This window comes from Hymenobacter tibetensis, assembly GCF_022827545.1.
Lineage (GTDB): Bacteria > Bacteroidota > Bacteroidia > Cytophagales > Hymenobacteraceae > Hymenobacter > Hymenobacter tibetensis.
On the sequence record NZ_CP094669.1, the window covers coordinates 4,943,240 to 4,961,826 of the forward strand.

The 18,587-nt window shown below is 57.9% G+C and carries 15 protein-coding genes; 5 read left to right on the forward strand and 10 right to left on the reverse strand.

What is annotated here, in order from left to right; translation table 11 throughout:
* Positions 1-32: 32 nt before the first annotated feature.
* The 4 genes from MTX78_RS19900 to MTX78_RS19915 all read right to left on the reverse strand — a co-directional run bounded on the left by MTX78_RS19900 (position 33) and on the right by MTX78_RS19915 (position 3,339).
* A complete protein-coding gene (locus MTX78_RS19900) occupies positions 33-461 on the reverse strand; it encodes a hypothetical protein (RefSeq protein WP_243797703.1) in 429 nt (142 codons plus the stop codon).
* A 91-nt stretch (positions 462-552) separates the two neighbouring features.
* Positions 553-942, reverse strand: coding sequence for a DUF6970 domain-containing protein (locus MTX78_RS19905; protein WP_243797704.1), 390 nt, complete (start codon positions 940-942; stop codon positions 553-555).
* A 32-nt stretch (positions 943-974) separates the two neighbouring features.
* Positions 975-2,669 carry an outer membrane beta-barrel protein gene (locus tag MTX78_RS19910; RefSeq protein ID WP_243797706.1) on the reverse strand — a complete coding sequence of 565 codons (1,695 nt, stop codon included), beginning with the start codon at positions 2,667-2,669 and terminating at the stop codon, positions 975-977.
* Positions 2,650-3,339 (reverse strand): RNA polymerase sigma factor, encoded by a 690-nt coding sequence (locus MTX78_RS19915; RefSeq protein WP_243797707.1) that lies wholly within the window; start codon positions 3,337-3,339, stop codon positions 2,650-2,652. The genes MTX78_RS19910 and MTX78_RS19915 overlap by 20 nt, the downstream gene beginning before the upstream one ends.
* A gap of 378 nt (positions 3,340-3,717) precedes the next feature.
* Between MTX78_RS19915 and wrbA the strand changes: the two genes are divergently transcribed.
* Complete coding sequence (gene wrbA, locus MTX78_RS19920; protein WP_243797709.1) at positions 3,718-4,332, forward strand: NAD(P)H:quinone oxidoreductase; 615 nt, start codon at positions 3,718-3,720, stop codon at positions 4,330-4,332.
* A 184-nt stretch (positions 4,333-4,516) separates the two neighbouring features.
* On the opposite strand, the gene MTX78_RS19925 is transcribed toward wrbA, so the two are convergent.
* Both MTX78_RS19925 and MTX78_RS19930 read right to left on the reverse strand, forming a co-directional pair.
* Positions 4,517-5,263 carry a LytR/AlgR family response regulator transcription factor gene (locus tag MTX78_RS19925; RefSeq protein ID WP_243797711.1) on the reverse strand — a complete coding sequence of 249 codons (747 nt, stop codon included), beginning with the start codon at positions 5,261-5,263 and terminating at the stop codon, positions 4,517-4,519.
* 109 nt (positions 5,264-5,372) lie between these two features.
* Positions 5,373-6,644, reverse strand: coding sequence for a sensor histidine kinase (locus MTX78_RS19930; protein WP_243797712.1), 1,272 nt, complete (start codon positions 6,642-6,644; stop codon positions 5,373-5,375).
* A 241-nt stretch (positions 6,645-6,885) separates the two neighbouring features.
* On the opposite strand from MTX78_RS19930, the gene MTX78_RS19935 reads away from it, so the two are divergent.
* From MTX78_RS19935 to MTX78_RS19945, 3 genes are all read left to right on the forward strand, one after another.
* A complete protein-coding gene (locus MTX78_RS19935) occupies positions 6,886-7,821 on the forward strand; it encodes an ABC transporter ATP-binding protein (RefSeq protein WP_243797714.1) in 936 nt (311 codons plus the stop codon).
* A gap of 36 nt (positions 7,822-7,857) precedes the next feature.
* Positions 7,858-8,709, forward strand: a complete 852-nt coding sequence (locus MTX78_RS19940) for an ABC transporter permease (protein ID WP_243797716.1) — start codon at positions 7,858-7,860, stop codon at positions 8,707-8,709.
* Between the two features lie 478 nt (positions 8,710-9,187).
* Positions 9,188-11,767, forward strand: a complete 2,580-nt coding sequence (locus MTX78_RS19945) for an outer membrane beta-barrel family protein (protein WP_243797718.1) — start codon at positions 9,188-9,190, stop codon at positions 11,765-11,767.
* Positions 11,768-11,976: 209 nt separating this feature from the next.
* Here MTX78_RS19945 and MTX78_RS19950 read toward each other — a convergent pair whose 3' ends face one another.
* Together MTX78_RS19950 and MTX78_RS19955 are read right to left on the reverse strand one after the other, a co-directional pair.
* Positions 11,977-12,714 (reverse strand): LytR/AlgR family response regulator transcription factor, encoded by a 738-nt coding sequence (locus tag MTX78_RS19950; RefSeq protein WP_243797720.1) that lies wholly within the window; start codon positions 12,712-12,714, stop codon positions 11,977-11,979.
* A gap of 43 nt (positions 12,715-12,757) precedes the next feature.
* Positions 12,758-13,855, reverse strand: a complete 1,098-nt coding sequence (locus MTX78_RS19955; RefSeq protein WP_243797722.1) for a sensor histidine kinase — start codon at positions 13,853-13,855, stop codon at positions 12,758-12,760.
* A 338-nt stretch (positions 13,856-14,193) separates the two neighbouring features.
* Here MTX78_RS19955 and MTX78_RS19960 point away from each other — a divergent pair, with 338 nt between their 5' ends.
* Complete coding sequence (locus tag MTX78_RS19960; RefSeq protein WP_243797723.1) at positions 14,194-16,683, forward strand: TonB-dependent receptor domain-containing protein; 2,490 nt, start codon at positions 14,194-14,196, stop codon at positions 16,681-16,683.
* Between the two features lie 49 nt (positions 16,684-16,732).
* Here the strand turns inward: MTX78_RS19960 and MTX78_RS19965 are convergent, their stop codons facing one another.
* Both MTX78_RS19965 and MTX78_RS19970 read right to left on the reverse strand, forming a co-directional pair.
* On the reverse strand, positions 16,733-17,488 hold the full coding sequence (locus MTX78_RS19965; RefSeq protein ID WP_243797725.1) for a shikimate dehydrogenase family protein: 756 nt from the start codon (positions 17,486-17,488) through the stop codon (positions 16,733-16,735).
* A gap of 172 nt (positions 17,489-17,660) precedes the next feature.
* Positions 17,661-18,317 (reverse strand): DedA family protein, encoded by a 657-nt coding sequence (locus MTX78_RS19970; RefSeq protein WP_243797726.1) that lies wholly within the window; start codon positions 18,315-18,317, stop codon positions 17,661-17,663.
* Positions 18,318-18,587 lie beyond the last annotated feature (270 nt).

The following is an 18,587-nucleotide window of genomic DNA, read 5'->3' on the forward strand; positions in this document are numbered from 1 at the left end:
CTCAGGAGTGTGGTGTGGTAAGGCGCAGGGTATTATTGGCGGGTTAGCCGCAACGACGCTGTTTGGGCCGAGGAAGTGCCCGTAGCCGCAGGACCAGGTTCAACGGCCAGTAGCGTTAGCCAGTGGGGTATGGTGTTGAGCACCACGGTAGCCGAATCGTTTTTACCGCGGCAGTCGCCGAGACAGAGGGAAGCATTTTGCACGGCCCCAATGGCATCCCGTAGCTCCACATCCACAGTAGCTTCCCCAGCCCAGATGCATTGCAGGTTGGCCGGGCAACGCGAATCGGATATGCCGCTGACGGTGAACTGCACATTGGAATCAGCAGCTTTAACGGTCGTACTTTTCTTGCTTTCAAGCTTTATCGTATCGTTGAGGGTCAATTGCTCTGCATCTTTTTTGCTGCACTGCATCAACCCTAACAACCCCCAAACAGTCAAAAGAAACAGAAGTGTTTTCATAGTTTGTGCGAGTATGGTTGGAACATAGAATGTGGTTTCAAACAAGCACGCAGCAGACCTCCGGATGAGGTGGCCAGCTGCTGCTACACTGTCAGCGCGGGTCGCGCCAAATCAGAACGGGATTGGTAGCAGTGGTTTTAAAATCGGGGCAAATGCCGTCACCGTCGTTGTTGGGTCCACCACTGGCAGCGCACACCACCTTCCCGCAGCTATCGAACAGGTAGTTGAGGTTGATAGAGGCTCCATTGGAAACCGTACCACTCCCACCCGTCACGAGGTACACCATCTGTCCTTGATACGTGTACTGCGTAACTTCCGCTACTGGAGTACGCTTGGGTTCCTGTTTGAGCTGCTCAATTAGCGTCTCGGAAAAATTGCCGGTGCAACTCGGGCTAGCATCCAAATCAGCATTTGTGCTACACGCCACCATCCCCCCCAACGAGAGCAAAGCAGTTAGTAGGTAGGCGAAAAGTCGGATCATAGAAAAGGTGAATCAAGAAGAGTGCCAGCTACTTACTGCGCCACAGGCATTGGCTTGGGTCGGCCGAATTCTACAACCGCCTCCACACCTACACTGTGCGGCCGGCTTTGGCTGAGCCCGCGCTGGCTGGGGTTGGCATTCAGCGTCGTGAGGCCCATTTCGGCAGTAGGCCCAACTACCATGCTCCAGTTAGCGTTGGCTGGTTGGTAGCGTATACCGGCGCCACCCCGCACAGAGGCTTGCACCTTCCGGTACGGAGAATCAGACGACCCCACCGAATACGCGCGGCTCGCATCCGCACTGGCCGGTGCAAAGGAAGCAGGGCTATTGGCCACCCTTACCGACGGCTCCACAAACTTTGAGTTGCTATTGAGCAGCAACCCTACTGCCGCGCCCATTTTGGCATATAGCGACACACCTGTCCGCTGCGAACCATACCGCAAGGCTACGGGAACAGCCACCGAGCGGTAGCGGTAAGCCGTTTTGCGGGTTGATGCGGGAGCTGCTGCCCGGTTAGACAACACGTAAGAGTAGCTGGTATTGTTGAATAAGTCGGCTACTCCGCGGCTCACTTGCCGGCCATCGAGAAAGTCGTAGCTGGTGGCTGACGTGGCGTGTTGCTGGGCGGCTTCCACTCCCGAAACAAGCGTCAGGCGTTTGTTGAGGGTGTACGCCGCCGTGAGGGCTACGCGCTGGCTGAGGCCCGCCCGCAGGTTGCGGCGGTATTCTGCTTCGGCATCTTCCTGATAATAGCTGCGGAGGGCGTTGGCAACCCGGTCGGCCTGCACCATCCCGTTGTCGTCGGAGAAGTTGATGTTGGGGTTGTAGGCTCCTACTGCATAGCTACCGCCGAGGCGCAATCGGCGCCACTGCTTGGCAGCTGTTTTGGTTTGATCCTGCGCGGCGGCCAACGTACCAATGGCTGGCTGCGGAGCTGACAACAACGAGCGTTTCAAGGTATCAGGGCGGGAGCCCAACCAGCCCCCACGTAGGCTAGCAAAGCGCGGAGACACCCCGTTCCAGCCAACCGTAGCCGTCTCCGTTTCCATACCTGAGTAGCTTGTGGCCGCTGGGAAACCCGCTTGGCCGGACGGCCTACTGCCATTGGCACTGTAGTAGCTGCCAGCTACACCCATAGCGGCTGGCATAGTGCCCACAGAGTACACATTAGAACCTACACTACGGCCAGTAGCGGCTTGCGGAGCAGCTACCAAACCAGCAGTCTGACTAGCATCCGATGCAACTACCCCTTGCTCGGCGGCAGGCATCGGCAGGTGGTTTTCGCTCGCCAAGAGCTCCTTGGCCGCACCTGTTGAAGCATCAGCGGCATCTTCTGTATTGTTGGAAGCGGCGGAAGCAGTACCAGCAGCAGTGGCGGCGCTACCCGATGCAGTGCCTGATAGGCCGTTGGCCGCTACTCCGGTGTGGCTATCGGCACCGGTGCCCCGCTGTACGGCCAAGCCAGGAGCGGCGGGTTGCCACTCATGCAACAAGGCCCAGCCACTTACGCTTAGCAGCAACAACAGGCAAGCCGCGGCCACCCACCGGTGCACACGTAGCCGATGGCGGTAAGTGTTGTTTTGGTCGACAAGCAGCTCGTGGTCGAGTTGCTCCCAGAGGCTGGCACGCGGCGTCACCTCGGCGTCCGCGAACTTCTGTCGAAACAGATGTTCCAGGTCGCCGGTGGGCCGGGGGTCAGGAGTGGTATTAGGTGCGGAAGTGGCCATGATTGGATTGTGCGTCAAGACGCTCGATTTTCGACTTCAAGATTGCCCGTGCCCGGGAATATTGTGATTTGCTGGTGCCTTCGGAAATGCCGAGCATCTCCCCTATTTCTTTGTGGCCGTAGCCTTCAACAGCAAACAGGTTGAATACCATGCGGTAGCGGGGCGCCAGCTCCTGCACCATGGTCAAAAGTTCCTCGAAACCGTAATTGGCTAATGTAAATTCCTCATCTGCCAACTCTTCGGGATATTCGCCTTCGCTAACGGCTACTAAAGGGGCGTTGCGGCGGTGTTGGCGCAGGGCAGCGTTTACCATGATGCGCCGGATCCAGAACTCTAAGGGGCACTCGCGGCGGAAGCTGCCCAGATTGCGGAACACCGTAATAAATCCTTCTTGCAACACGTCTTCGGCCTCGAACGTGGTTTGGGCGTACCGCAGGCATACTGCCATCATCCGTCCCGAGAACCGCTCGTAGAGATATTTCTGCATGAGGCGGCTGCCCGCTAGGCACCCGTCTATTAGCTCAGCCTCGCTGAGTTGGGAAGGCGGTGTGAGTTGGCGCACGGAAGGAGCGGGCGAAGTGAAAGCTTCAGTCGACGGGGCCGGTGTACCGGCGAGCAAGCCCCGCAACCCGGTGGCGGGCCGCAGAGACAAAGAGGAAAGAGCACTCACCGGGCTGCCCGACCTCCGGGGCCGGAACCGTGTACCCGTACAGACTGCGCTGCCTGCCAGACTCGCGCGCACTGAACGTATATAAATTGCATAGGCCGTAAGCTAACTAAACAAAATCCGTGAGGCTAGCCTTTTGAAGGCGTCGCTACAGATGCAAGAGCCTACACCCTGCCCCAAGGGTTGCATGCAGATAAGCAACCAGCCCAAAAATTTCCTGAACTATTCCGAACTAGTTGATGGCGAAGGAAAACAATCCGAGCCAACAAGCCGTACTGTCCATTAATGTACCTACATATTTGTGTAGGGTCCGTTGTTTTCTCCGTGCTTTTTTCCCAACTCGCACAAACATATTTCCTCTTCCATTTCACTCCTTATCGTATGAAAACTCTGGTTCTGTTTTACTCCACGTATGGTCATCTCTACAAACTAGCCGAGGCTATAGCAGAAGGGGCCCGGGAGGTAGAGGGCAACGAGGTATCGTTGAAGCGCGTGCCTGAAACACTGTCCCGCGAAATACTAGACAAAACCGGAGCTACAGAAGCACAAAAGGCATTCGAGCACGTGCCCGTAGCCACTCCCGACGAACTAGTGGAGTACGATGCCATCATCTTCGGCACGCCTACCCGCTACGGCAACCTATGCGGCCAGATGCAGGCCTTCATGGACAGCACGGGTGGTTTGTGGGCCAAAGGAGCACTGGTTGGTAAAGTAGGCAGTGCCTTCGTGAGTACGGCTACCCAGCATGGCGGCCAGGAAACCACCTTGCGCGCTTTCCATACTGAGCTGTTGCACCACGGCTTCGTGATTGTGGGCTTGCCTTACGCGTGGCAGGGCCAAATGGGCCACGATGAGGTAACGGGTGGCACGCCTTACGGCGCCAGTACTGTAACCGGCGGCCAAGGTGAGCGGCAGCCAAGTGCCAACGAGCTGGAGGGTGGCCGCTACCAGGGCCGTCACACGGCAGAAATAGCAAAAAAACTTTCAGTGAAATAAATTCAGTTAATTTAGCACTTGGATTATAACAAATAGTATTCGTCCCGCATACCTCTTGCAACGTTGTCCAGCCGCTCCTCACCAGAGTGGCTGTACTTTTTTAGGGCCATACCGCAGAGCCACAAGCTGTTGTCTTCTACACGCCTCGTATCCAAGCAGAACAGGTAGAGCGGTAGCCACATCCCTACAACTGTTGATACGCCCGAATCAGCGTGGCAAACGATTCGCGGTAGGTGTCGCCGATGGGGAGCAGGCGCCCAGCCACCTGCACCTTGCCCCGCTCTACGTGCTCGATACGGCTCAACGCTACCACGTAGGATTTGTGGATGCGCGCAAACCGCTCGGGTGGCAGCACCTCTTCTATGCGCCGGAACGACTGCAAGGTGAGCACCTTCCCTGTGGTGGTGTAAATCATCAGGTACTCCTTCATGCCTTCTATGTAGAGGATATCGTCGAAGGCGACGCGCTGCAACCGGTGTTCGTTCTTCACGAACATGGCGTCGGGGGCGGTGGCGAGTGCTTCCGGAATGGCAGCAGGCAACGTACTGGCCGGGGTAGAGCTAGGGGCTGGGGCACTGAGTTGCTGACGTACTTTCTGGACGGCCTGCACAAAACGCTCGAAGGCAATGGGCTTAAGCAAGTAGTCGGCGGCGTTGAGCTCGTAGCTCCGAACGGCGTACTGGTCGTAGGCCGTGGTGAAAATGATGCGTGGCGTGGGGGCCGGTAGAAGTTGGGCCAGCTGCAAGCCAGTTAGCCGCGGCATATGGATATCCAGAAACACGATATCAACCCGATTTTCCTGCAAAAAGGCCAAGCCTGCCAAGGCATCATCGAACTGCGCCTTCAACTCTAGGCCAGGCACTTGCGCGCAATAGTCGGTCAGCAGATCGAGGGCCAGCGGCTCGTCATCAAAAATAACGCAGGTCATCATAAGTGGGATACTGAAGTGTGGAATAGCAAGGTAACATGCGTGCGCCGGGCGGCTAGCCGATACGTAGCGGCGGATATAAAGCCAGTGGTATCAATACCTGCTGTCTGTTTTACCGCAGCAACACCAGCGTTACGAGGTGCTGGGCGGGCAGCGTTTCTACGTGCAGCGTGTAGCGGCCAGGGTAGAGCAGTTCTAAGCGGCGGCGCAGATTCACGAGGCCAACGCCGCCGGGCTGCACCGGCAGCTCCCGTTCGGCATCGGCGGGCGCTACATAGTTGAGCACCGAAAAGCGAAGCAGGCCTTCCGTTGTTAGGTTGAGCGAGATGTGCACGGCCACGGGCCGGGCCGTCAGGTCGCCATGCTTGAAGGCATTTTCTACCAGCGGCAGCAGCAGCAATGGGGCAACCGGGTGCGCACTGTCGGGCGCGGCACCAGTTACCTCGAAACGGATGGCATCTTGTGCTGAGGCAGACAACCGCAGCCGCTGCAAGTCCAGAAAGCTGTTCAGGTGCTGTATCTCCCGGCTCAATGGCACTGTATCGGTGCTGCTTTCATAGAGCAGGTACCGCATGATTTCGGCGAGGCGCAACACCGCTTCCGGCGCTTTATCCGACTTGCGGCTCGTGAGGGAATAGATGTTGTTGAGGGTGTTGAAGAGGAAGTGCGGGTTGATTTGCGTTTTGAGCATGGCTAGCTCCGTCAGCAGTTGCTGGCGTTCCTGCTCCCGGCGGTTGCGCTGCTGGCGCAAGTAGTCGTTGGTTATGCGGAGCGCTGTGCTACTCCCCACAACCACAGTTCCGATGAAAAGTGAACCCAATACCACCCCCCATAACAAGGGGCCTTCCAGACCGCGCTTCTGGGGGTCAACAATGGTAGTAACCGGCTTTTTCTTGCCTGCCACTTGGCGCGTCACTTTGTAAGCCTGAATTTTCACCCCTTTGTTGGCAAACTGCACGGTAAAGGTGCCTACTATAGCCGCATAGGGGATTATCAGCATTGCCGCCAGCAGGACATACTGTCCAATTCGAGCCCGTCCTAAAGTCCGAGGTACTAGCCATTGCCACGTGAGGTAAAACAGGGTGGCCCCGAATATATCTTCCAGCAACTGCCGACCTAACAGGGGCAACAGGGGCTGCCATTCGGTGGCGGTGTGCGGAAACCGAGGTAGCAACCGGATGTTGTTGGCCAGTTTCATAACATCCAGCGTGAGCAGCCACAGCCACAGCAGCACATGAATTAGCCACGGAATACGGCCCAGATGTAAATCGGCGGTTGAACCAGTAGGCTGTAGCAACCTGCGCAGCCGCTGCCACCAGGTGGGCCGAGCAACGACGGAATCCTGCAGGGTTGAACCTATGACGGGTGCGGCTGATAGTTCCATAGCTAAAAATAGTACGCCTAGTTGCCAACGGCCACTGGTATTCAACCAACCCGGCCCTACAACCCGCCAACGCCTTGCTGCAAGCACTTAAGCACGTATAGGCCTGCACAGGGTACGAAAGGGGGAGTTGAGCTGAAAAACGGGCTGTTCTAGCTGATTTAGTACGGGTTGGTTGAATAGCGCTAGTGCAATATAGGGCACCTCGCTAGGTTTGCTGCCGTCATCCTTCTCTATCAACGTTATGTCGTCTAGCTTTCCTCTACTCGAAACCCGAGCCCTGGCGTTCCGCTACGGAAGCCGCTCTATCCTACACGATGTACACCTGCGGGTAGAGCCGGGGAGCATCTACGGTTTTCTGGGTCCCAATGGCGCCGGCAAAAGCACCACCATGCGAGTACTGCTGGGCTTGCTGCGCCCCGCCAGCGGCTCCATTCACCTCTTCGGCCACGACATGGCCCGCCACCGGGTAGCGTTGCTGAACCGAGTTGGTGCCCTGATTGAAAACCCTTCCCTCTACGACCACCTTACAGGCCGCGAAAACGTGGAAGCTACCCGCCGGATACGCGGCGTTGCGTCCAACCGCACGGCCGAGGTACTACACCTGGTGGGTCTCACCGACAACGCCCACCGGCCCGCCCGCGAGTACTCGCTGGGCATGCGGCAGCGCCTAGGCCTTGCTATTGCTTTGCTTTCCGACCCCGACCTGCTCTTGCTCGACGAGCCCACCAACGGCCTCGACCCCAACGGCATCATCGACATGCGCAAACTCTTGCAACAGCTGCGCGAGGAACACGGCAAAACAATAGTGGTGAGCAGCCACCTCATCGGCGAAATCGAGAAGGTAGCCACGCACGTGGGCGTGATTCAGCAAGGCAGCCTGGTGTTCCAAGGCAGCCTACCCGACTTGCAACAACTGCAAACCGGCCGGGCACGGCTGGTGCTGGAAACCGACTGCGCCGATACGTGCCGCAACCTGCTCCCACGCCTGCTGGCGGGCGCCACGGTAGCGGAGCCCGGCACGCTCTGGGTACCCTGGGTGTCGAAAGAGCATACCGCCGAGCTAGCTACGGCACTAGTAAGCGCTGGGCTGCCGCTGTACGCCCTGCGCCTAGAGCAACCCAGCCTGGAAGACACCTTCCTGCACCTCACCGAAGCGAAAAGCGAGCTAGTGAAATAGCCTGCCTGGTATTTATCTCTTTCTATACACGCTACCATGGAAACTACCCTGACTCCTTCCCTCTCTGACTTTTCTTCTCTTCCCACGGCCCCATCGGCCCTGACGCAGCTCCGGCGCACGCTGGCGGCCGATGCCCTCAAGCTCCGGCGCACGGCTGCCTTGCGGCTCACGTTGTTTAGTGGCGCGTTGCCCGTGCTGCTGGGGTTTATGATTTATTTCTTTAAAGGCGACATCATTATGAAGAGCGGCGGCGACCCGTGGCCGCGCTTCATCAGCATGGCTTGGCAAACGGCCGGCACACTGCTGCTACCGCTATTTGTAGTGCTGCTAACGAGCTTGGTGGTGAACATCGAAACCAAGGCCACGGCTTGGAAGCACCTATATGCCCAGCCCGTGGGACGCGGCGCGGTGTTCGGCTCGAAGCTGCTGCTACTTCTGGGGCTGAACGCCCTGGCGTTGGTGCTCTTTGCGGGCCTGATGCTGGGAGCCGGGGCCTTGCTGGCGGTGTTGCGGCCCAAGCTAGGATTTCAGGACTATGCCGTACCGTTCAACGCAGTAGGCTGGATGCTGATGCGCACGTACATAGCCACGCTGGGCTTGCTGGCAGTGCAATATATCGTGAGCTTGTATTGGCGCTCGTTTGTGGTGCCGGTGGGTGTGGGCATGGGGGCCGTAGTGGCTACCATCGCGCTGCTACAGTGGGAGCACGCCGACAAAATACCATACGCAGCCCCGCTGGGCACCGCCGTGTCCATGAAGATGGCCAAAGTTGGTGGCTTACAGGTGGCGCATATGTTGGCGAAGCACGAATGGTACAGCCTCGGGTGGTTTGCTGGCGCCCTGCTACTTGGCTATCTGGTCCTCTACCGCCGCAACATAGCCAACTAGTTGGCCGCTACGTATTTCGTTTGCTGTCCAACCATGCTGTAACGTTTCCACTTATTAGGTGGTATTCGGGCCGGGCTGTTGCAACGATGTAAGCACAACCACGTCCTTGTCCGTCAGCAAAAAACACCTAGGGTCAGCCTGCCACGCCAACTTACCCGGCCGCAGCCCCCAGGCGCCACTGCCTGACTAGAGCTACTATGCTCTTTATGATTACCAGACAACGCGTTACTATACAAGTTTTCCATACTCCCGAGCATCCTTTATCAGCTCCCTACTTCCCTAATCACTTATTCTGTGCTACCCAAGCTACTCTTGTGCTGAAGGCAATTCAACTGCTTTGCCTGCTGCTAGCAAACCATACCGGCTGCGCTTTTCAACCTAAGGTGTAATGATTCCGCCTGGTTGTCGATTTACCTGTGCGCCTAGAGGGCCGATGCTGTTTCGAAAATTCTTCCTTTTCTGTTTTCCTTATTTCTAGATGAGCAAATTAGTACTTGCCTCGTTAGGTCTGGCTGGCTTACTGACTGGCCCTGTTATGGCTCAAACGGCCCCGGCCGGCGCACCACCAGCCGGAGCACGCCCCGCGGGGGCACCTGGCGCAGCCACTCCGGCCCCACGCCTGGCCCTGCCCGAAACCCCAAAAGGCGCTGGCCGCCTAACGGGCACGGTGCTCGACGGCGCCACCAAAAAGCCTGTGCAGTTTGCTACCGTAGCCTTGTTTCCCGCCGCTGGCGACAAGCCCCTCGACGGCACCACCTGCGACGAGCGGGGCCGCTTCGTGCTGAAGGGACTGGCGCCGGGCTCCTACCGGGTCCAGATCAGCTTTCTGGGCTACGGCAACCGTACTGAAAACGTAACGGTAACGGACGGCACCGCCGACTTGGGCACCATCAGCCTCGCCTCAACCGCGCAGAAGCTAGGCGAAGTAACAGTTACTGGCGAGCGGGACGTCATCGAGACCAAGCCGGACCGCATTGTGTACAACGCCGAAAAGGACATCACCAACTCGGGTGGTACGGCGGCCGATGTACTGCGCAAAGTGCCGCTGGTGAACGTAGACCCTGATGGCAACGTGGAACTGCGCGGCACCAGCAACGTGCGCGTACTCATCAATAACAAGCCCTCGGGCATCGTGGCCAGCTCAGTGGCCGATGCCATGAAGCAGATTCCGGCCGACCAAATCAAGAGTGTAGAGGTGATTACCACGCCCTCGGCCAAGTACGATGCCGAAGGCACGGGTGGTATTATCAACATCATTCTGAAAAAGAACAACCTGGAAGGCGTGAACGGCAGCGTGGGGCTGGCCGGCGGTACGCGTAGCTCCAACGGCAATGCTTCGCTCAACTACCGGAAGGGCAAGCTGGGCATCAACAGCTCGGCGAGTGGCTTCGCGTTCTACAGCCCCAACCGCAATGACCTGACCCGCTCTCTGAAAAACCCGGACGGCACCGAGACACTGGCCCTGCAGCAGGATGGCGACGGCAACACGCTGGGCGGGGGCGGCTTCGGCCGGCTGGGCCTCGACTACGACCCCGCCCAGTACCACAACCTCACGCTGGGCATCCAAGGCAGCCTGTTCCGCAACTCCGGCGACTACCAGCAGTTCAACGATGTGCTGTTTCCGGCTATAGCCGCCGACCAGTTCACCCGCGCCACCGACCGGAAGTTCCGGACACAGAGCTACGATTTGAGCGGCTCCTATACCCGCACCTTCGAGCAGAAGCGCCGCGAGTGGAGCGTGCTGGCCCAGCACACCCGCAACCGCAACGTGCAGGACTACGACCTCAACCAGTACGCCGGCCGCAACGAAGCGGGAGCAGTGCAGTACCGGGAACAGAGCGACAACCTAGCGCGCAACCTGGAAACCACCATTCAAACCGATTACGCGCACCCCTTCTCGGAAACCGCCCTGCTTGAAACCGGTGCCAAAGCCATTATGCGTCGCGTGAGCAGCGACTACGACGTGTACGACCAGCTGGCGCTAGACTTCAACCCGGCCCGCTCTAACCTCTTCGACTACAACCAAGATGTGGTGTCGGCTTACGGCACCTACGGGTTTTCGGCTTCCAAGAAGGTGAGCTTCAAGCTAGGGGCGCGGGTGGAAAATACGCGCGTTAGGGGCAACTTTGATCCGCAGCCAGCCGACAATGCTGGCGTGCGGCAGGACTATACCAACGTGCTGCCCAACCTGAGCATGAGCTTCCAGCCCAACAACCCCAAGAAGCCCGGCCAGACGCTGCGCCTAGCGTATTCCAAGCGCATTCAGCGCCCCCAGATTTTCTATCTTAACCCGTTCCGCAACACCTCCGATACCCTCAACGTCAGCTACGGCAACCCCGACCTGGAGCGCGAGCTGACCGACAGCTACGAACTGAACTATACCACCTTCATTAAGGGCTCGGTGCTGAATATGTCGGCGTACGTGCGGCGCACCGGCAACGCTATTGAAAGTGTGCGCTTCATCAGAGACGGTATCAACAACCAGACCTTCGCCAACATTGGGCGCAACGCCACTTATGGTATCAGTTTGTTTGGGTCGGTGAAGCCGGTGCCGAAGTGGGACTTGAGCGGCAACGTGAATGTGTACTACGTATCGTTGAAAAGCCCGGCCCTGAGCTTCGGCGAAGGCGCGGTAAACACGGCGGCTTACTCCAACGGTGGCGTGATGTACAACGTGAACATAAACACCAGCTACAAATTCGAGAAGGGCCTGAGCATTCAGGGCTATGGCGGCCTGAACTCGCCCCGCATCCAGCTCCAAGGCAAGCAAGCCGCCTGGACATTCTACTCGGTGGGCGTGCGCAAAAATCTGCTCAAGGACAAAGCCGACCTCACGCTCAGCGCCGACAACTTCCTAAGCGCCACCCGCAACCTAAACACCATCCTCGATACCGAGCAGTTCCGGCAGGAAAGCAACAACTACATCTATCAGCGGGGTGTACGCCTGGCCTTCGGCTACCGCTTCGGCAAAATCTCGGCCCAGCCCCAGAAGCGCCGCCGCAGCATCCAGAACGACGACACCAAGCAAGGTGAAAGCAGCGGCCAAGGCCAGCAATAAGTGCATCAGCAAGGTAAACAAGACAGGGCCCCGACCGAAAAGTCGGGGCCCTGTCTCGTTAAACGACCACCCACCAGACTAACTATAAGGATAGCAACGCGAAAATCCAGTAGCGCGGAAATCTGTTCCGCGCTACCGTCCATATGAGGCATCAGCATCACTAATGGCCCTACTACATGCCATTCGCGTCAGCGGAATAAGTGCCTATTTCAGCCCCGACCATGGTAGCGGAGCTGTTCTAGCAAGCCTTCCCGGTATGTTTCGCCTATGGGCAGGGAAGTGCCATGGACTTGCACGCGGGTGCGCTCCACAAACTCCAGGTGACGCAAGCTGATGAGGTAAGACTTGTGGATGCGAACAAACCGACCGGGCGGCAACAACTCCTCTAACCCCCGGAACGACTGAAGCGTGAGCATTTTGCCGGCAGCCGTGTACAGCATCAGGTATTCTTTTTGCCCTTCGGCATAATACACATCAGACACCATAACTCGGCGCAGGCGGTTGTCTTGCCGGATGAACAGTGCTTCGTTGGCGGTGTCGGTGGGCTCCGCCGGAACGCTCACGGGCTGGAGGGCCACGCGGGCCCGGTGGGCAGCCTGCACGAACCGCTCGAACCGGATGGGCTTAAGCAGGTAATCCAGGGCAGGCAATTCATAGCTCTCCGCGGCGTATTCCGCGTGGGCCGTGGTGAAGACAATGCGGGGTGCCGGCGTGGGGAGCAGTTGGGCTAGCTGCATCCCCGTGAGGCGGGGCATCTGAATATCCAGGAACACGAGGTCGACGGGGGTATCTTGAAGAAACTCTACGGCTGCCAGTGCGTCCTGAAACTTGCCTTTCAGGCGTAGGAACGGCACGTGGGCGCAGTAGTCCGCTAGCACACTTAGAGCCAGGGGTTCGTCGTCGACTATAGCACACGTGAGGGGCCGGCGGGCAAGCGTGGGTTCCATGGAGGGCAAGGTACGCAGGTACACAAGAGGGAAAAGGACGAGCTTACAACTGAACTTCTAGCTTCACCTGGTATTCAGTAGGAGTTGCGGCCACGGTGAGGCGATGTCGGCCAGGATATAGCAGCTCTAGGCGGCGGCGCAGGTTCACTAAGCCCACGCCACCGGGGGCCGTTGCAGCGGCAGTGTTGTCGGTGCAGTAGTTCAGCACCGAAAATACGAGGTGGCCATTGGGCTCTAGCTGCAAGCGTAGGCGGGCTACCAGCGGCCGGGCCGCTAAGTCGCCGTGCTTGAAGGCGTTTTCTACCAGCGGCAGCAGCAGCATGGGCGGCAGACGCCGGGCATATTCGGCGCCGGGCGGCAGTAGCACCGTGAATGGCAATACCTCATCGGCTTCGTCGGGTGGCAGACGCAGCAGTTGCAGCGCCAGAAACCCCTGCAAATGGCGAATTTCCTTGGCCAGAGGCACCAGGTCGTCGGTGCTGTCGTAGAGTTGATAGCGCATTAGCTCAGCCAGCCGCATCACCGCTTCGGGGGCCTGCGGTGAAGCGTGCAGCGTGAGGGAATAGATGTTGTTGAGGGTGTTGAAAAGGAAATGCGGTTGAAGCTGGGTTTTCAGCAACGATAGTTCGGTGCGGGTGTGCTGGCGTTCCAGTTCCCGGCGGTTTTCTCGCTCGCGCAGGTAGTCGCCGGCCAGCCGTAGCCCCGCGCTCAGCAGCAGGATCAGGCCACCAAGAGGCACATGATACGCCAACAGCAACTGCGCGTGCGCCGCTAGATTTAGCGTGCGTTGTCCTTGCTGAATGCCTTCGTTCAGCGCCACGCTCAACACCACCCGCAGCGCCGCAAACAGCAGCAACGCTCCCACCACCGAGCCGAGGTACGTTAAGCCGCGACGGGACTTGAACAGCCGGGGCTGCAACACCCCGTAATTCAAGTAAAACAAGGCGCAATCGAGCAAGTCAGCCAGCAGGGCATTGCGCCAAAACAAGCCGGGGCTTTGAGGAGCAGTGTAGTAGAGTCCGGCGCGGGTGAACCAGAGCTGCGCGTCGGTGTAAAGCAGCAACCCCAGCCACACCAGATGCGGCCACCACAACCGGGCACGCCAGGGCAACGCAGATAACCGGTGTGCAGCAGCGGACATAAGGCAGTTGAAGTGCGGGGGTGGCGGTACTTACTATCAGCAAAGTAAGGCATCGAGCAGCAGCCAAGCTGCGATTTTCAACCAGTACGGAAATTCGCTTCAACCACCGCGGTTTTGGGGCACATCAACGTCTGCGAAACTTGCATGCACCTGCGCTACACCAGCTTGTAAGCTCCATTTCCTTGCTGATTGAGATATTATATATAATTGATTGAATTTTAGTGCTTATTCGAGATACTAGCCATTACTTTCAAGGCGTTGTGCCACCATACTTCGCCTAGCGGAGTCATTAGTGCAATAGTTTCTATCCCAGTAGCTTATCCCCTTACCGCCTCGCTATGAAGCATACGCTTACGTTGCTGCTTGCAGCCCTCTTTATCGTGCCCGCTGTGCAGGCTCAGATACCGGCCACCCCGCCGGCCACTACCACCAGCCAAAGCACCGGCCGTCTCACGGGCACAGTGGTAGATGCCGCCACCCAGAAGCCCGTTGAATACGCCACGGTTACGCTGCTGCCCCCTGCCGGCACCACGCCCGTGGCCGGCGGTACCTGCGACCCACAAGGCAAATTCGAGCTGAAAGGCGTACCAGTTGGCTCGTATCGACTGCAAATTAGCTTTGTGGGGTACACCACCCGAACGGAGCCCGTGACCGTGGGCGCCGAGGCTACGGCCTTGGGTACGCTGGCCCTGACGGCGTCGGCGCAGAAGCTGGGGGAAGTAACCGTGACAGGGCAACGGCCGCTGGTGGAAACCAAGCCGGACCGACTAGTGTACAACGCCGAGCAAGACGCCACCAACGCTGGCGGCACCGCCGCCGACATTCTGCGCAAAACCCCCATGGTAAACGTCGATAACGACGGCAACGTGCAGCTGCGCGGGACCAGCAACGTGCGCATCCTGATCAACAACAAGCCTTCCGCCATCTTGTCGGGCAACTTGGCCGAGGCGCTAAAACAGATTCCAGCCGACCAGATCAAGGCCATTGAGGTGGTGACGGCGCCCTCGGCCAAGTATGATGCCGAAGGGTCGGGCGGAGTTATCAACATCGTGTTGAAAAAGAACAGCTTGCAGGGCACCAACGGCAGCCTGGGCGCCAGCACCGGCAACCGCAACCAAGGCATCAACGGGGCGCTGAACGTGCGGCGTGGCAAGTTTGGCTTGAACACCAAACTGAGCGGGTTCAAAAACCAGTACCCCTACAAGAGCAGTACCACCCGCACCGATTTCACCCCCGCCGGCGAAGGGCAGCTACTGCAGTCCTCCAACTCCCGCAACGTGGGCCAGGGTGGGTTCGGGCAGATGGAATTCACCTACGACCCGTCGCCGCTGCACAGCTTCACGCTCAGCGGCAACGGCAACTCCTACCAGAGCCGCTCGCCTCAAGACTTGTTCAACCAATATGATGGGCCTGATGCGCTGAAGCTCGATACGCTCTACTCCCGCGACATTCTGCAACGCTACGAAAGCCGCAACTACGACCTCAACGCCGGCTACACCCGCACTTTTGGCGAAGCACAGCCGCGGCGCGAATGGAGCATGCTGGCCCAGCACACCCGCAGCCGCAACAACCAAAATTACCGCCTCGACCAGTACCATAGCGCCGACGTGCTGGCCAACGCCCTCGAATACCGGGAGCGTAGCCTCAACCTAGCCCGCAACCTGGAAACCACTCTCCAAACCGACTACACCCACCCTTTCCGCGACTCGACCACCCTGGAAAGCGGCGCCAAGCTCATCCGGCGCAGCGTAAGCAGCGACTACAGCCTCGACACCATACTCCTACGCGAGCAATCCGACTTCGCCCGCAGCCCCCTACGTTCCAACGCTTTCGACTACCAGCAAAACGTGCTGGCCGCTTACAGCACCTACAATTTCATGGGCGGCAAGAAGTACGCGTTCAGCTTAGGCACCCGCTTGGAGCGCACCGATATCGAGGGCCGGTTTCAGGGAGACAATGGCCGTTTCTCCAACAACTACCTGAACGTACTACCCAACATCAGTGCCACGCGCACCCTCAAGAAACCGGGCCAGACGCTGCGCCTGAGTTACTCGCGCCGCATCCAACGCCCTCAGATATACTACCTCAACCCCTACGTCAACCAAAGCACCCCCAACAGCATCAGCTACGGCAACCCGAAGTTGTCGCCGGAAATTACCGATGTCTTCGAGCTGAGCTACGGTACCTTTGGGGAGAAAACGTCACTGAATGCCTCCACCTACGTGCGCCGCACCGGCAATTCCATTGAAGAATTCAACCGCTACAACGATTCGTTGGCCCGCACCGAAAGCACATACGGCAACATTGCCACCAACACCACTTACGGACTCAGCCTCTACGGCTCCCTGAAGCCCATTCCGGCCCTGAACCTGAGTAGCAACGTAAGCCTCGACTACACGCGGCTCTACAGCGCGGCGCTCATGCAGAGCAACAACCTGCTAAACGCCTTTGTAAGTCTGAATTCTTCGCTGAAGCTAGGCAAGGTGCACAGCCTGCAAGCCAACGGCGGCTTCTGGACGGGCGGTGTGCAGTTGCAAAGCCGCTACTCGGGTGGCTACTACTATTCTGTGGGGGTGAAGCGGACGTTGCTGAAAGAAAAAGCCGATCTGACCTTCAACGCCAGCAACTTCCTAGCGCCTGGCCGTGAGTTTCGTAGCAGCACCGAAACCGCCCAATTCCGCAGCAGCAACACTTTCTACTCCTATCAGCGGGCCGTACGCCTCTCCTTCAACTACCGCTTCGGCAAAATCGACAATAGCTCGCAACGCCAGCGCCGGTCCATCCAGAACGACGACGGCAAGCAAGGCAGCAGCAAAGGCGGGCAGTAACGAGCAACGCGGAGCGGCCAGTCACTCTCGCCGCTCCGCTACAAAGGTTTTAGAGCGCAATACTTGGTTGCTCTTTGTTCCAGATGCTCCAGGCGGCCTCGGCTTGCAGGCACAGCATTTCGAACCCGTTTTTGGTTTGTGCGCCTGCCGCTTGGCCCCGACGCATGAACTCAGTTTCGCTTGGGTTGTAGATAAGGTCGTGGAGATAATGCTGCGGGGTGAGGGCCTCGTACGGAATAGGGGCATACTCATCCACTTTCGGATACGTGCCTAAGGGAGTGGCATTGATAACCAATAGATGGTCTTCAAGTACTTGCGGTGTCAACTCGGCGTAGGTAAGGCCCGTGCCCATGGGGTTGCGCGATACCACCCAGTAGCCAATGTTCAAGTCACGTAGCGCCACTTCCACGGCTTTGGAAGCGCCACCACTACCCAACACCAACGCCCGGCCCGCAAAGTCGGCCGGCACAAACCCCTTCAGTGACTCCCGAAAGCCCACCACATCGGTGTTGTGCCCAATCAGACGGCCATCAGAAAATTCAATAACATTGACAGCCCCCACGCGGGCCGCCGAAGAAGCTATTTCATCGAGGTAAGGCCACACCTGCTCTTTATAAGGAATAGTTACGTTCAGGCCACGCAAGTCGGGATGCTCCGCAAGCAATTCGGGCAGGGCATCGATGGTAGGTAACTCGAACAGTTCGTACTGATGATCAGCGAGGTGAAGACTATCGAACTTTTGGCTGAAGTACGTCTGAGAAAAAGAATGCTGTAACGAGCGACCAAGCAATCCAAATTGGGGCATAACAGGAAAATAACATTTCGGGAGGCAAGCAACAAAAAAAACCACCCAGCCCAAAGCAGGCGGGTGGTTTCTTGAAAAGAAAGACGAGGTTTTCCTTACCTCAGAGCCCTTGAATCAACTTCTAAGCTGGCAACACACGATGGCTTTAGAGAAGCATAGCTTCTGATACTTGCTAAGCCACGGGCCGGCTGCTCGACCGGCGCGACTTAATAAACTCGAACACTACGGGCAACAACGACAGCCCAATAATGGCTAGCACCACCAGCGAGAAGTTCTTCTGCACCACCGATATCTGCCCGAAAAAATAGCCGGCCAGCGTTAGTATTGACACCCACAGCACTGCTCCCACTATGTTGTAGGACAGAAACTTGGTGTAGCTCATGGTGCCTACGCCGGCCACGAACGGCGCAAACGTGCGGATAATGGGTATAAAGCGCGCCAGGATAATGGTTTTGGCCCCGTGCTTTTCATAGAACTGCTGCGTACGGTCTAAGTGCTCCCGTTTCAGGAACCGCGAGTTTTCGCGGAACACCCGCGGCCCGAGGTAGTCCCCGATGTGGTAGTTGAGTGTATCACCGAGTACGGCTGCCACAATCAGCAAACCCACCATGGCCCACACGTTCAGCGGCGAGCCAGGCAACGCGGCCAAGGAGCCAGCCGCAAACAGCAGCGAGTCGCCGGGCAAGAAAGGCAGTACCACTACGCCCGTCTCAACGAAGATGATGAGGAACAGGATGGCATAGGTCCAGGCCCCATAATCCTGAATAATATCGCCAAGATGCTTGTCAAGGTGCAGAATGAAATCGACAAGGTGCTTCAGGATTTCCATAAGGTCAGCAGGGGGTTTTGCTTGCAAAGAAAGCAGAAACCCACCGGAGTACCGCAGGGCCATCTACCAGGCACCGAAAACACAGATGGAATTTCGTTTCCAGAGCAAGCCCACCACGTACCCGCACCACACCCTACTGCTCCATTTAACCCAACTTACCTGAATGCATGACCTTATATGGCTACTTGCCCCTACCTGCTACGAGGTGAGCTATAGAGCATTTAGCAGCTACTAGTCAGTACTACGGTAGGCCTGCGAGCAGCCTTCCAC